The following is a 14,541-nucleotide window of genomic DNA, read 5'->3' on the forward strand; positions in this document are numbered from 1 at the left end:
CTCCGCCGAGGGCGCGGACTGGCTGCTGGCGCTGCCGGAGAAGCCGGACCTGCTGTTCGAGGCGACGTCCGCGTACGTGCACCGGGCTTACACCGCCGGATCCTTCGTCGCCACCTTCGGATCGGTCTTCGGCATCACCGACATCCCCGCCGACACCACCGCCGAGGACGCCGCCGCCATGATCCGCGACCGCATGGGCGGCGTCTCCCTCGTCGACGCCGCCACCCTCGAACGCATGGCCGCCTCCTACAACGCCTCCGCCGACACCCGCACCGGCTATCAGCGGCCCGTATTCCACGGCGACGCACAGTATTTCAGCGCCACCGTGCACACCTCCGACATCTTCGGCCCCGACGGCTGGCGGCCGTACATCACCGGAACCATCACCAACCACGACATCGACGTCAGCCACGAAGAACTGACCGCACCGCACGCGCTGGCGGCCATCGCCCGGATTCTCGACACACATTGGGGAGGGACGCCGTGAACACCGAGCAGGGCAAACCCGATACAACAAACGTGCAAACCAGTACCGACGACGGCGTCCTCGTCGAAGGCGTCGAGAAATCCTTCGGCGCGGTCCAAGCGCTGCGCGGCATCACCTTCAAGGCCGCACCGGGCGAGGTGCTCGGCATCCTCGGGCCCAACGGCGCGGGCAAGACCACCACCGTCAACATCCTGTCCACCCTCATCTCACCGGACGCCGGACGGGCCACCGTCGCCGGGCACGACGTGGTCGCCGACGCCGCCGCCGTACGCCGCAGCATCATGCTGACCGGGCAGTTCGCCGCCCTCGACGACGCGCTGTCCGGCTACGAGAACCTCGTCATGTTCGGGCGGCTGATGGGGCTGCGCAAACGCGCCGCCCGCGCCCGCGCCGACGAACTCGTCGAGGAATTCGACCTGGTGCAGGCCGCCGGACGCCGCGTCGGCACCTATTCCGGCGGCATGCGGCGGCGCATCGACATCGCCTGCGGGCTTGTGGTGCGACCGGACGTGGTGTTCCTCGACGAACCCACCACCGGCCTGGATCCCCGCAGCCGCCAAGGCGTGTGGGACCTCGTCGGCGGCTTCCGCAAGCACGGCATCACCACGCTGCTCACCACCCAGTACCTCGAAGAGGCCGACGCGCTCTGCGACCGCATCATCGTCATCGACCACGGCGTGGTCATCGCCGACGGCACCGCCGACGAACTCAAGGCGCGCACCGGCGGCAGCTACTGCGAGATCGTGCCGCTGCGCATGGAAGACCTCCCCGCCCTCGTCGCCGCCCTCGGCGACCTGCTGCCCGCCGCCAATCGCGAAGCGCTGACCGGGGATTCGGACCGCATCGCCATCCCCGCGCCCCAAGGGGCCAAGACGCTCGCCGAGGCGCTGCGACGACTGGACGCGGCCGGAATGGAACTGGTCGACATCGCGCTGCGGCGGCCCTCACTCGACGACGTCTTCCTGGAACTCACCGGGCACATCGCCGAAGTCGAAGAACCCGAGGACGATTCGCCCTCGATCCGATTCCGGACCGCGGACGGGCGCTTCACCGTCGAGGATCGGACCCGGGCATGACCGCCGTCCCGGCCGCCGCGCCTGGCAACTGGCTCACCGAACTGCGGGCCACGCCCGCCACTTTCGCGCAGTGGTGGGTGCTGACCGTGCGGCTCATCGTGCCCTCGGTCGTGACCGGCGAGATCATCACCGCCATCCTCGCCCCCATCACCTTCACCGCCAGCTTCTATATCCCGCTCAACCGCGTGATGACCTTCGCCGGGCTCGGATTCAGCAGTTACGCGCAGTTCATGGCCCCCATCGTCATCCTGCAAGCGGCCGCCTTCACCGCCGTCTCCGCGGCGTTCCGGGCTGCCACCGACGCCGTGTCCGGGCTCGACCGGCGCTTCGACGCCATGCCCATGCATCCGCTGATCCCGGCGGCGGCGCGCATGTCCTCCAACATCTTCCGGCTCGCCGTCGGCATGGTCGCCGCCGTGGGCAGCATCTACTACATCGGGTTCCGCTTCGTCGGCGGCGCACTGCACACGCTCGGATTCCTCGGCCTCGGCATGCTGATCGGCGTCGCTTTCTGCCTCGGCGCGGACGCCATCGGCACCTTCACCCGCAGCCCCGAAGCCACCACGCAGATGCTGGTGCTGCCGCCGCTCATCCTCGGCATGCTCTCCACCGGACTCGCACCCGCCCACCAATTCCCGCACTGGGTCCAGCTTTTCGTGCGCAACCAACCCGTCTCCCAGTTCGCGGAGGGACTGCGCGCGCTCGGCGGCGACAGCCTCGGCAAGTCCGCGCCCGTCACCTGGTCGCTCATGACACCGCCGCTGCTGTGGATCGCGGCCATCGTCGCGGTGTCGCTGTTCTTCATCGCCCGGCAGAACCTGAAGAGGTCGTGATGGCAACCCTCGACCGCCCGGAAGTCAGCGACACCCTCGTCTTCGGCGAGGCCACCACCCCGGCCCTGTTGCGCCACACCTGGATTCAGACCCAGCGGCTGCTGCTGCGCTGGGTCCGCGACCCGATCACGCTGCTGGAAACCCTGATCGTGCCGTGCCTGCTGCTGCTCATGCTCGACATCGTGGTCGGCTCGCAGATCCAGAAATTCTCCGGACAGAGCGCGCTCTACGGATCCACGCCCATGGTGACCCTGGTCGGGGCGCTGTCGGGCACCGTCGCCAGCGGCGTCATGCTCGGCCGCGAACGCGAGGCGGGCATCCTGTCACGCTTCTGGGTGCTGCCCGTGCACCGCGCCTCCGGCCTGGCCGCGCGCATCCTCGCCGAAGGCTGCCGCATCTTCGCCGGGACGGTGGTCATCATCTGCTTCGGCATGCTGCTGGGCTTCCGCTTCCGGCAAGGACCGCTGCAAGCCTTCGCCTTCCTCTGGATTCCGGTCCTGTTCGGGCTCGCCTTCGCCACCATGGTCACCGCGATCGCCGTGTTCACCGCCAAATCGACCCTGGTCGAAGGTGTGGCGCTGCTCTCCTCGCTGCTCATGTTCTTCAGCACCGGCTTCGTCCCGCTCGCCGCCTACCCGCGCTGGATCCAGCCCGTCGTGAAACACCAGCCCATGTCGGTGGCGGTCGACACCATGCGGGCGCTGGCTTCGGGCGGACCCATCGCGGCACCGCTGACCAAGACCATCGCCTGGTCCGTCGGTTTGATCGTGGTCTTCGCCATCCCCGCCGCGTACGGCTATCGCCGCGCGAGCCGCCGGTGAGTCGCTCCCGACCAGCCGGACCGAATGGTCGGGATCGCACCCGGTGCCTATATTGAATTGTTATGAGACATGCGCGGGACAGCCATCGGGCGATCGTGGACCCGGTGACCACACCGTTGCCGCCTTATCAGGAAAGCCCCGAACAGGAGATTCCGAAGCGGGAAGGACCGCGGCGAGCGGATGCGAAGCGCCGGCGCAAGCAGCCCCCGCGACGGTCGAGGCGGGCGCTGCTCGCCGGGCGGTCCGCGGCGGTCGTCGTGACCGCCGCGGTGTTTCTGGCCACCGGAGTCGCGTGGCAGGTCTACAACAAGGCGATGGCGGGCGTCATCGTCACCCACATCGCCGGGCTCGACAAGCCGGAGCCGGGGAAGCAGGCCGATCAGAACATCCTGATCATGGGCCTGGACAGCCGGCTCGACGAGCGGGGCAATCCGCTACCCCAGGACATGTACGACGCGATTCACGCCGGTGACGACAGCGTCGGCGGCTACAACTCGAATGTGCTGATCCTGCTGCACATTCCGGGCGACGGCTCGAAAGCCACCGGCATCTCCATTCCCCGCGACGACTACGTGACGCTGGATCCCGCCTCCTGCGACTACAGCCCGTGCAAGGGAAAGATCAAGCAGGCCTACGGTTTCGCCTACGAGAAGGAAAAGGAGAAGCTGCAGGCGGCCGCCGCCAAGGCCAGCGGCAAATCCCTCACCGCCATCCAGACCGGGCCGGTCGACGAGGATCTCGAACAGCAGGCCCGCAATGCCGGGCGTACCGCCGAGATCGCCACCGTGCGCAGCTTCCTCGGCAACAACGTGAAGATCAACAATTCCGTGGAGGTGACCCTCGCCGCGTTCTTCCAGATCGCGCAGGCGGTGCAGCCGATCACGGTGTGCCTCAACGAGCGGACACAGGATTCCTTCTCCGGCGCGGACTTCCAGAAGGGCAGCCAGCAGATCGACGCCTCGCAGGCGATGGCGTTCGTGCGGCAGCGGCGCGACCCGGACGAGACGCTGAACTTCACCGACCTCGACCGCACCCGCCGCCAGCAGGCGTTCATCGTGTCGCTGGCGCACAAGCTCAATGACAACGGCACCCTGGCCAATCGGGGCACGCTGCAGAAGCTGCTCGATGTCGCCAAGCAGAACATGTGGTTCGACGACTCGCTGGATCTGGTCGACTTCATGCAGCGCGCGACCGGGCTGATGGGCGGCGGCATGTCGCTGTTCACCCTGCCGGTCAAGGACTTCGGGCAGGACGACCAGGGCGAGGACATCAATATCGTCGACCTGGACCAGATCCACGGCATCGTGAAGAGCCTGCTCACCCCGGCGGCCGGAGCCACCCCGGCCACCACGGCGACGCCCACCCCGACCACCATCCCGGGCGCGGCCGCGGCGACGGTGAACGTGATCAACGACTCCGGCAAGTCCGGTCTCGCCGGGAAGCTCGAAACCGCGCTGGCCGCCAAGGGATTCACCCAGGGTTCGGCGAGCACCGGCTCCGAACGCAGCGCCAGCACCCTCACCTATGGGACCGGAGCCGACGCCGCGGCGAAGGCGCTGGCCACGCAGCTGGGACTGACCGCCACCAAGAACAGCGACCTGGACAACAACACCATCCAGCTCGTGGTCGGCACCGAAGCGGCCGCGTCGGGCCCGATCGCCGACCTCGCCGCCACCGTCCCCGACACCTCGGCCGCGGCGGCCACCTCGACCACACCCCCGCCCGCCCCGGTCGCGGCCACCAATACCGGCGACAACGCACCGGCCCCGACCGACCTGTCGACCATGGACGCGGGCGGGATCCCCTGCGTGAAGTGACCGGCGATCCAGGCCCCTTTCCGTAAATACCGGGCGGCGGGTGCGTCGAGCGCCCGCCATGATCGGCCGGGCGCACTATGCTGGCCGCCGTGCTCGAACCCGAAACCCCCGTCGCCCCGCATCCCGACATCGCCCACCTCGCGCCCCTGCTGGGCACCTGGCGCGGTCGCGGACAAGGGGAATACCCGACCATCGAATCGTTCGAGTACCTGGAGGAAGTGCACTTCGGCCATGTCGGCCGCCCCTTCCTCACCTACCGGCAGCGCACCCGCGCCGCCGACGGCAGCCGGCCCATGCACAGCGAGACCGGCTACCTGCGCGCCACCGGACCCGACCGCATCGAGCTGATCCTGGCCCACCCCACCGGGATCACCGAGATCTGCGAGGGACGCCTCGTCAACGAGAACGGCGAACTGCGCCTGGAACTCGACTCCACCTCGATCGGCATGAGCAGCAGCGCCAAATCGGTGACCGCGCTCGGGCGGACCATCAGCGTCGCGGGCGACACCCTCGAGTACTCCCTCCGCATGGCGGCGGTCGAGCAACCTCTCACCCACCATCTGGCCGGGACCATGCAGCGCGCGAATTGATGGTGAACTTCCGGTAGCAAACTCCGCTGTGACCTGCTGCCCCCTCTTTTGAGGGGTGCGCGGTAACACTCTCACGCCTTGATTCGACATAAGTGACCGATTACCGTTTCTTGCATTGGCAAACAGTCAGCCAACCCTAATGAGCCACGGAGAACCGAATTACACAGTTCGGGTTTTCCGCACTCGTCTCCAAACAAGGGAGAGGGATATGAAGCGCTCGGCCCTTTTGCTCCTCACCACCGCCGGCATGATCCTCGCGGGCGCGGGCGTCACCGAAATCCTGGGCGACGGGTCCGTCGACGGACCACCCGGGCGGGCCTTGGCCCAGCAGCGCTTCGTCACCGACTCTCTCGGACAGCTTCATCCGGCCACCTGCCTGCGCGACGACACGGCATTCGGCGACCGCTGAGTCGCCGATCACGCTGCGGCAGTGGATCGGTCGTTCAATAACCCTGCGGTAGTGCCGTGAGCATGTCCCGCGTGACCGCCACCGCGTTGTCCGAGCTCCCGCCGCGCACCACCAGCGTGGCCCAGGCCAGATCACCGCGATAGCCGATGAACCACGCGTGCGAACCGCCGTCCACCTCGGCCTCACCGGTCTTGCCGTAGACCTCACCCTGATCGACGATGCGCTCGGCCGTACCGCCGAGCACCACCTTGCGCATCATCAGGCGCAAGCCGTCGATCACCTCCGGGCGCACCTGCGGGCGATCACCCGCGACCTGCGTCGGGTGGCCCGCGATCAGATACGGCACCGGGGTGCTGCCGTGCGCGACCGTCGCCGCCACCATCGCCATGCCGAACGGGCTGGCCAGCACCTTGCCCTGGCCGATGCCGTCCTCGGCGCGCTGCACAAGATCATCGTCGGCCGGCACCGAACCCGACACCGTCGGCAGGCCCGCCACCGTGTAGTCCGGGCCCAGTCCGAGAGCCGAAGCGGCCGTGCGCAAATCCTCGCCACCCAACTCCGAGGCGATCTTGGCGAAGGAGGTGTTGCAGGACCGCTCGTAGGCCGTCGCCATCGAGACCGTGCCGACGCTGAAGAGGTTGTAGTTCGGAATCGTGCGCTCCCCCACCACGATCTGACTCGGGCACGGGACCGATGTGTCCGGCGTGGCAGCGCCGGTGGTCATGGCCGCGGCGGCGGTCACCGTCTTGAAGGTCGAGCCCGGCGGGTAGAGGCCGGTCGCGGCGACCGGACCGTCCTTGTCGGCCGCCTCGTTCTGGGCGATGGCCAGGATCGCGCCCGAGGACGGCTGCACCACCACCATCATGGCCTGCTCGGTGCGGGCGTCCACCGCGCGCTGCGCGGCATTCTGAACATTGCGGTCGACGCTCAGCGAGAAGGACGGGGAGGTCTGGGGATCGACCTCGGTGAGCACATCGGTGTCCACGCCATTGGCGTTGACCGTCACCACGCTCCAGCCCGCCTTGCCGTCGACCTCGTCGATGACCGTCTTGCGGACCTGGGTCATCAGATCCGGGGCGAAGCGGCGATCGGTGGGGACCAGATCGAATTCCTTGCTGAAGGTGACGCCCGACAGGCCCAGCAGCTCCGAATTGACCTGTCCGAACTCCCATTCCGTGAGCAGGGCCGTGGTGTAGGCGCCGTCGGCCTTGCGGGCGGTGGCCAGCAGCGAGTCGGGGGCCAGGTGTTCGTCGAACTGCCGCAGCGTGTTGGCCAGCGTGGCCGAGACGCCCCGCGGATCCTTCGACGCGGACGGCTTGAACATCACCCGGTACAGCGAACCGGGCACCAGCACATCGCTGCCCGAGCGTTCGTTCACGCGGGCGCGCGGGGCCGGGGTCGAACGCAGTTGCAGCGTCTGGGTATTGCCCAGTTGCGGGTGGATGTCGGCGGCGCTCCAGCGCACCTGCCAGCGGCCGTCGGTGCGGGTCATCTGCAACTGGCCCTTGTAGGTCCAGACGCGATCCTTGGGCATGTGCCACTCGTAGGTGTAGTCGACCACGGCGGTGTCGCCGGTGACGCGGGAGTCGCCGGTGGTGGCCACCAGTTTCTCCGCCTGCAGTTGATCCCACGCGGAAGCCAGTGCGGCACCGGCCTTTTCGGGTTGACTGGTGCGGTCGGCGGCGGCCTGCACATCGTGGTCGCCGAACGCGGAGACGAAGGCTTCGGCGGCCTGCGCGGGTCCCGGCGGAGCCGACGAGCAACCGGCCGCGGCGAGGCCGACGGCGGCGGCGATCAGCATGGTAAGGGCCCGGGTTGACATCGGGACAGATGCTAGAGCCAACTACTGGCAAACCGGCGCGACACACTGCACCGGAAAGGATTTCAGGGCTAGGTCACAGGAACCGGGTCAGTCCAGCAGCACGGTCGCGAAGGTGGCGATCTGACGGAAACCGATCTTCTTGTAGGCGCGGCGCGCAACGTCGTTGTAGCAGTTGACATACAGGCTGGCCGTGCGGCCGGAGGAAATCACGACATTCGCGACAGCGGCGGTGCCGGTGGTGCCGTACCCCTGACCTCGCTTGTCCGGATGCACCCACACCCCCTGGATCTGCCCGGTCCGCCTCGACAGCGCCCCCACCTCGGCTTTGAACACCACCTCGCCGTCTTCGAATCGTGCCCAGGCCCGGCCGGATTCGATCAGGCCCGCCACCCGGCGGCGATAACTGCGCCCGCCGTCACCGGTCCGGGGATCGATCCCGATCTCCTCGGTGAACATGGCGACCGCGGCGACCATGTACCGGTCGACCTCCTCCGGCCGCACGCGGCGCACCTTCAGATCCGGGCCGACACTCGCCGGGCGATCCAACGCCAGCAGCGGCTGATCCTCCCGTAGCTCCCGCGGCGGCCCCCAGTGCTCGCCCAGCAACTCCCACAGCGGCAAGGCCAGCTCCCGCCGCCCCACCACCGACGAACACACCCGAGGACCCTTGATCGCCCGCTCCGCGAACGCCTTCAAATCCTCCCGACCACCCCGCAACGGCACCAGATTCGCCCCCCAAAAACACAGCGACTCCCCCGGCCCGCCCCGGCTCCACAACTCCCCGTACACCCCCCGCGGATCCAACCCGAACTCCTGCAGGCGCGCGGCAACCATGCACGTCGCCACAGGATCGGCGTCGAGCACCCGCAAAACTTGACTCAAATCGCGGTTCGCAAGCTGACGGGCCCCGGCCACCCGGCCCCGGCGAGCAGGCTCCAGCACACTCCGCACGTCCACAGCCTGCCAGAACTTCCCCACCCGCGCCCCCCGATTGCCCCCAACCGCCCACCCACCAGCGGAAATCCGACCGCCGTCAGCGGCCGGGAAGTACATCTTTCGTCTGCCCGTTCAGCGCGCTCACTTCCCGCAGGAATCCGGCGTTGTCGGCATCGGTGCTCTGGTAGGTCCCGGCCGCCGCGATGATCTGCTGGGCGTTGGTGTCGAGGTCGGTGATGAAGCCGTTGATCTCCGTGTGGAACTTTCCGGCGAACTCCACCAGTTTCGCGCCGGTCGCGAATCCAGGGTTGTCGGTCGCGGCGGTGACTTGGGAATCGAAATATTGATTCGTCTTGCTGAGCGCCGCGGTCGCCATATCGGCCAATTGGGTTCCCGCAGCGCTGACTTTGTCGGGCTCGATGTAAAGGTCGTCGTCGCTCATTGATTCGCGTGCTGCTCTTTCAAGGTCGGACAGGGTTCTTCGGGAATCGGTTTGTTGTTGGTCTCGAGGCCGCCCCACACGGTGAGCAGATAGAGCCCGACGACCGCGCACGCGGCCAGCAGACCCACGGCGATCCAACGGGCCCGGCCGGAGCGGGTTCGGAAGGCGACCAGGAGCGCGGTCACCACGGTCAGGACGAATACGGCGGTGATCACGTACAGATAGGTGCGTTCGGCCGGGTTGTACGGCCCGATCACACAGGTTTCGCCATACCAGTGGCCGGTGCGCTGGATGACGATGCGGATGCGCAGCGCGGTCAGCATGATCGTCGCCACCAGCGCGGCGGCCGGTAGCGCGATCCAGCGCCCGGACCTCACCAGGTCGCCTTCGGCTGCACGATCTCGATGTTCTGCTTGCCCAGATCGGATTCGAATTCGGGTAGGCGGCCGTAGAGCGGATAGTTCTTCGCATCGCCCGAGTGCTGGGTGTACAGGATCTGCCCGTCGGGCAGCACGCCGGTCACGATGACCGTGTGGTGCACCTCGTTGGGATGCGGATTGCCCGGGGTGTCAGCGCCTTCGTAGTACATGACGTCGCCGGGTTTGGCCTTGTCGGGAGATACCACCTGACCGCCGTTCTTGACGAAGAAGTCGCGATTGCCTTGCGCGCCACCCCATGTCGGAGTGTGCGACCATCCGGGCGGAGTGATGTCGTCGCCCTCGCCGTTGGAGCCGTCACTCCAGCCGTTCTTGTCGAAATGGCGTGGGATCAGCCCGAAGTCGCTCTCCTTCTCCGGCATTCCACCACCGTACTTCAGGGCGTCGGAGGCGAAATTCGTGCAATTGTCCTTGTCCACCCAGTCCAGCCGGTGGTTGTCCCAGTTGTCGAGGGCGTATCGCACGGTGCCGACGGAGCTGTAGCCCAGATCTTTTCGATCGATCGCCTGCTTCACCGAGTCCGGAATTCCGGGGAGGTCGTACAGCTCGACCGGGCACGCGCGTTCCAAGTCGAACTGTTCCTGCGGGGTGAGCTTGTTCCACCATTCGGCGGTCTGGTCCGCGCTCAGTCCGTCCGGGAGCGTGTCGCGGATTTCCTCCAGGGCCTTCTTGGTGTTGTCCGCCTGAATCTTCTTGGCGTCGTCGATCGAGGTCGTCGTGATATCCGCGCCGAGGGCGGCGGACAGGGCTTGCAGGCACAGCGTGTCGGCTTGGGTCGCGGCCTCGATGGCGTCGTTGATGAGGCGTTGGGCGTCGCTGCGGTACTTCGCCATTTCGGCCACTTCGTCGCGCGATCGATGCGCGGGCGCGGAGACGGCACCGGTGACCGGATCGACGACGAGTCCGGCGCCTTCGGCGATATCGATGCCGTTGCGCAGCTCGTTCTGCGCGATCTGCACGGCGTGCGAGAGGGTGTCGAGCGGATCGACCGCCGCCCGGCCGAGGATCGAGGCGACCTCGGCCCGGTTCGCGACCTGCGTCAGCACGTCCCGGGCCCGGCCGTAGGCGGTGCTCGTCCAATGCTCGTCGAGGGGTTTCACCCCGTTGTCGTGGATGTCGTCCTTGATCCGCTCGCACTGTTTGGCGGCCGCCAGCAGGTCGTCCGCGGCGGTCGTCCAGGACGTCGGTTTCGCGTCGCGGAGCTCGGCGAAGGTAACCATCGATCCCCCGGGGGTTCGCCAGTGTTGATCTTCGCAGACCTTAACACGAACGAGACCGCTTGTACCGCAATGAAATTGGCCCGGACCTCGGCGAATGCCGAAGCCCGGGCCATTACTTCTGGGGGCTAGCCCGCGGTGACGACGGGTGCGCCGCTCTCGGTGGTGTCGCCCATTTCTTCGGCGAGGCGCATGGCCTCTTCGATGAGGGTTTCGACGATGAGGTGTTCGGGGACGGTCTTGATGACCTCGCCCTTGACGAAGATCTGGCCCTTGCCGTTGCCGGAGGCTACGCCGAGGTCGGCTTCGCGGGCCTCGCCGGGGCCGTTGACGACGCAGCCCATGACGGCTACGCGGAGGGGGACTTCCATGCCCTCGAGGCCCGCGGTGACGGCGTCGGCGAGGGTGTAGACGTCGACCTGGGCGCGGCCGCAGGAGGGGCAGGAGACGATTTCCAGTTTGCGGGGGCGCAGGTTGAGGGACTGGAGGATCTGGGTGCCGACCTTGATTTCCTCGGCGGGCGGGGCGGAGAGGGAGACGCGGATGGTGTCGCCGATGCCCTCGCTCAGCAGCGCGCCGAAGGCGACGGCGGATTTGATGGTGCCCTGGAACGCGGGACCAGCTTCCGTGACGCCTAGGTGGAGGGGGTAGTCGCACTTGGCGGCTAGCTGGCGGTAGGCCTCGACCATGATCACCGGGTCGTTGTGCTTGACCGAGATCTTGATGTCACCGAAGCCGTGCTCCTCGAACAGCGAGGCTTCCCACAGCGCGGACTCGACCAGCGCCTCGGGGGTGGCCTTGCCGTACTTCTCGAGCAGTCGCTTGTCGAGAGAGCCCGCGTTGACGCCGATGCGCAGCGGGATGCCCGCGTCCCCGGCCGCCTTGGCGACCTCCTTGACGCGGCCGTCGAATTCCTTGATGTTGCCCGGGTTCACGCGCACCGCGGCACAACCGGCGTCGATGGCGGCGAAGATGTAGCGCGGCTGGAAGTGGATGTCGGCGATCACCGGGATCTGCGATTTCTTGGCGATGGTCGCCAAGGCGTCCGCGTCCTCCTGACGCGGGCAGGCCACGCGCACGATGTCGCAGCCGGACGCGGTCAGCTCCGCGATCTGCTGCAGGGTGGCGTTGATGTCATGGGTCTTGGTGGTGGTCATGGACTGGACCGAGACAGGGAACTCACTGCCCACTCCGACATTGCCCACCATCAGCTGGCGCGTCTTGCGCCGCGGAGCGAGGACGGCCGCCGGTGCGGCCGGCATCCCCAAAGCGATGGCACTGCTCACGATCGGCTGCCTACTTTCGACTAAGTCCTCACCCTTACCGGCTCCGAGCTTACCGAGGCTCGAATACCGGTCGCCCTGTGACGGCGGCGACAAGGGTACCCGGGCCGGATGCAGGACTCGGAATCGGCCGGGGCCTACAGTTCTTATTCGTTGCAGGTGTCGCGAAGGTTTACGGTACGAATTGTGAAGGTAGCGAAACCCGATTCGTGGCCGACCAGCCCCGAAGCGGCTGCGGCACTGCAAGATCTACTGCGCGCCCAGGTGATCGCCGACAACCCCCGGCCACCGGATTTCCGAACGGTAGCGGGCCTTGACTCGGCCTATGACGACGACGGCAACGTGGTCGCCGCCGTCGTGGTGTTGGACGCCACAACCTTGGAGACCGTCGAGGTCGCCACCGCGCAGGGCACCACCGATTTCCCCTACGTCCCGGGCCTGCTCGCCTTCCGCGAGCTCCCCACCACCCTGACCGCCCTCGAAAACCTGACCGTCACACCGGATCTCCTGGTCTGCGACTCCCAGGGCCTGGCCCACCCCCGCCGCTTCGGCTTCGCCTGCCACATCGGCCTCCTGGCCGGCATCCCCACCCTCGGCGTCGCCAAGAACGTCTGGGGCGACTACGACGAGCCCGCCCCCGAACGCGGCAGCTCCACCACCATCACCATCGACGGCGACCCGGTAGGCCGCGCCCTACGCACCCGCACCGACGTCAAACCGGTCTTCGTCTCGATAGGCCACCTCATCGACCTCGAAACCGCCTGCACCCAAGTACTTTCCCTGACCCCCGACTTCCGCCAGCCCGAAACCACCCGCCGCGCCGACCGCATGTGCCGAGACCTGTTGCGCGACATCGCCGCCGACCAGGACACACCGTGACCGACGCGCCCATCGCGTCCGCCGAGGAACTCGCTCGCCGCCGACTGCTCGCCGACCGGGTCCACGCCGAGCTTCGCCGGGCCGGCCTGCCCACCCACGACGCCTTCGAGGGCGACGACCGGGCGGGGGCCGCGGTCGGCGTCGACCCCGGAAACGATTCGCTGGGCGGTGTTTTCATCGATTGGCGCCCGGACCCGGAGCTGACCGCCGCCGTCGTGGCGGCGGCCTGGGACGGCGATCCGGAATTCACGGCCGCACGGCGCAGCAACGAGATCGGTGACGCGATGAGCACCGCCATCACCGCGATTCTGCGGACGGCAGGGCTGCACGCCGAGGCCGGAGCCAACGACCTCGACCCGCAGACGGTCTATGTGGTCCAACCGACCGCTACGGGAACAGTTTGACCGGGTTCACGATGTCGGCGACGAGGGTGAGGATCATGTAGGCGCCGCCTATCACGACGACTACGTAGGTGGCGGGCAACAACTTCAGGTAGTCGACCGGGGCGCCGTCGGGGAGGCCCTTGCGGTTGCGGAAGAGGTTGCGGAGCTTTTCGAAGATGACGACGGCCATGTGGCCGCCGTCGAGGGGGAGCAGGGGGAGCAGGTTGAAGGCGCCGAGGAAGAAGTTCAGGCTGGCCAGGGTCAGGATGAACATCGACCAGAGGCCGTGCTGGGCGGTTTCGCCGCCGATCTTGGAGGCGCCGTAGACGGAGACCGGGGTCTCCGGGTCGCGGACGCCGCCGGTGACGGCGTGCCACAGGTCGACGACCTTGGAGGGCATCTTGGCCAGGGACTCCACCGTGCGGACCGCGATCTGGCCGGTGAAGGCGCCGGAGGCGGGGATCGCGGAGAGGATGTTGTAGTGCAGGGGCGCGTAATAGTCCTGCTGCACACCGACCTTCGCGACGGTCTTGGGGGTGCCGTCCTTCTTGTCGTAGACGGTCGCCATCTGCGGAGTGACCTCCGCCGTCTGCGTCTTGCCGTCCCGCTTGAAGGTGTAGGTGAAGGTGCCGGTCTGCTTCTGGGTCTGGACCTGGAAGTCCTTCCAGGTCTTGATCTCCACGTCGCCGACCTTGGTGACCTGGTCGCCGGGCTGCAGTCCGGCCAGTGCGGCGGGGCTGTCGCCGGTGCACGGCAGCAGCGTCAGGTCCTTGGGGTTCATGTTGGAGACGCAGCCGAGCTTGCCGATCTGGGTTTCCGGCGGCTGGTCGAAGCGCGGCAGTCCCCAGCCCACGGCCAGCACCACGATCAGGATGTACCCGATCAGGAAGTTCATCAGGATGCCGCCGGACATGACCAGCAGCCGCTTCCAAGTGGCCTGCCGGTACATGGCCCGGTCGAGTTCCTCGGGTTCGAGTTCGTCGAGGGCGGTCATGCCCGCGATATCGCAGAACCCGCCCAGCGGCAGCGCCTTGAGACCGTATTCGGTCTCGCCGCGCCGCCACGAGAACACCTTGCGTCCGAACCCGATGAAGTAGCGGCGCACCTTC

The 14,541-nt window shown here is 67.5% G+C and carries 16 protein-coding genes; 9 read left to right on the forward strand and 7 right to left on the reverse strand.

The features are described from left to right. From ACWELQ_RS17615 to ACWELQ_RS17645, 7 genes are all read left to right on the forward strand, one after another. The coding region (locus ACWELQ_RS17615; protein ID WP_452398103.1) for a hypothetical protein at positions 1-487 on the forward strand (487 nt) is incomplete at its 5' end. A 32-nt stretch (positions 488-519) separates the two neighbouring features. Continuing rightward, positions 520-1,563 carry an ATP-binding cassette domain-containing protein gene (locus tag ACWELQ_RS17620; RefSeq protein ID WP_452398104.1) on the forward strand — a complete coding sequence of 348 codons (1,044 nt, stop codon included), beginning with the start codon at positions 520-522 and terminating at the stop codon, positions 1,561-1,563. Next, positions 1,560-2,396, forward strand: coding sequence for an antibiotic transporter (locus ACWELQ_RS17625; RefSeq protein ID WP_452398105.1), 837 nt, complete (start codon positions 1,560-1,562; stop codon positions 2,394-2,396). Before ACWELQ_RS17620 ends, ACWELQ_RS17625 begins: the two co-directional genes overlap by 4 nt. Further along, positions 2,396-3,217, forward strand: coding sequence for an ABC transporter permease (locus ACWELQ_RS17630; RefSeq protein WP_452398106.1), 822 nt, complete (start codon positions 2,396-2,398; stop codon positions 3,215-3,217). Before ACWELQ_RS17625 ends, ACWELQ_RS17630 begins: the two co-directional genes overlap by 1 nt. Before the next feature lie 62 nt (positions 3,218-3,279). Further along, complete coding sequence (locus tag ACWELQ_RS17635; RefSeq protein WP_452398107.1) at positions 3,280-5,034, forward strand: LCP family protein; 1,755 nt, start codon at positions 3,280-3,282, stop codon at positions 5,032-5,034. Positions 5,035-5,111: 77 nt separating this feature from the next. After that, positions 5,112-5,624: a peroxynitrite isomerase gene (locus ACWELQ_RS17640; RefSeq protein ID WP_452398108.1), complete on the forward strand. Its 513-nt coding sequence runs from the start codon at positions 5,112-5,114 to the stop codon at positions 5,622-5,624. Between the two features lie 208 nt (positions 5,625-5,832). Continuing rightward, on the forward strand, positions 5,833-6,033 hold the full coding sequence (locus tag ACWELQ_RS17645; protein WP_452398109.1) for a hypothetical protein: 201 nt from the start codon (positions 5,833-5,835) through the stop codon (positions 6,031-6,033). Positions 6,034-6,067: 34 nt separating this feature from the next. On the opposite strand, the gene ACWELQ_RS17650 is transcribed toward ACWELQ_RS17645, so the two are convergent. The 6 genes from ACWELQ_RS17650 to ispG form a co-directional block, all read right to left on the reverse strand. Continuing rightward, positions 6,068-7,855 (reverse strand): penicillin-binding transpeptidase domain-containing protein, encoded by a 1,788-nt coding sequence (locus tag ACWELQ_RS17650; protein WP_452398110.1) that lies wholly within the window; start codon positions 7,853-7,855, stop codon positions 6,068-6,070. Between the two features lie 87 nt (positions 7,856-7,942). Next, positions 7,943-8,806, reverse strand: a complete 864-nt coding sequence (locus tag ACWELQ_RS17655) for a GNAT family N-acetyltransferase (protein WP_452398111.1) — start codon at positions 8,804-8,806, stop codon at positions 7,943-7,945. Between the two features lie 82 nt (positions 8,807-8,888). Then, positions 8,889-9,233, reverse strand: coding sequence for a hypothetical protein (locus ACWELQ_RS17660; protein ID WP_452398112.1), 345 nt, complete (start codon positions 9,231-9,233; stop codon positions 8,889-8,891). Further along, a complete protein-coding gene (locus ACWELQ_RS17665) occupies positions 9,230-9,610 on the reverse strand; it encodes a hypothetical protein (protein WP_452398113.1) in 381 nt (126 codons plus the stop codon). Before ACWELQ_RS17665 ends, ACWELQ_RS17660 begins: the two co-directional genes overlap by 4 nt. Further along, entirely contained in the window at positions 9,607-10,890 is a 1,284-nt protein-coding gene (locus ACWELQ_RS17670; RefSeq protein WP_452398114.1) for an amidase domain-containing protein, read from the reverse strand. Before ACWELQ_RS17670 ends, ACWELQ_RS17665 begins: the two co-directional genes overlap by 4 nt. A gap of 125 nt (positions 10,891-11,015) precedes the next feature. Beyond that, the gene (gene ispG / locus ACWELQ_RS17675) at positions 11,016-12,149 is read right to left on the reverse strand and encodes a flavodoxin-dependent (E)-4-hydroxy-3-methylbut-2-enyl-diphosphate synthase (RefSeq protein WP_452398118.1); all 1,134 of its coding nucleotides are present in this window, start codon (positions 12,147-12,149) and stop codon (positions 11,016-11,018) included. A gap of 207 nt (positions 12,150-12,356) precedes the next feature. On the opposite strand from ispG, the gene ACWELQ_RS17680 reads away from it, so the two are divergent. Beyond that, positions 12,357-13,049 carry an endonuclease V gene (locus tag ACWELQ_RS17680; protein ID WP_452398115.1) on the forward strand — a complete coding sequence of 231 codons (693 nt, stop codon included), beginning with the start codon at positions 12,357-12,359 and terminating at the stop codon, positions 13,047-13,049. Further along, entirely contained in the window at positions 13,046-13,453 is a 408-nt protein-coding gene (locus ACWELQ_RS17685) for a hypothetical protein (RefSeq protein ID WP_452398116.1), read from the forward strand. Before ACWELQ_RS17680 ends, ACWELQ_RS17685 begins: the two co-directional genes overlap by 4 nt. Here ACWELQ_RS17685 and ACWELQ_RS17690 read toward each other — a convergent pair. Further along, the coding region (locus tag ACWELQ_RS17690; RefSeq protein WP_452398117.1) for a M50 family metallopeptidase at positions 13,437-14,541 on the reverse strand (1,105 nt) is incomplete at its 5' end. The two genes, ACWELQ_RS17685 and ACWELQ_RS17690, sit on opposite strands and share 17 nt — an antisense overlap.

The sequence above is a fragment of the Nocardia sp. NPDC004722 genome, from assembly GCF_053601505.1.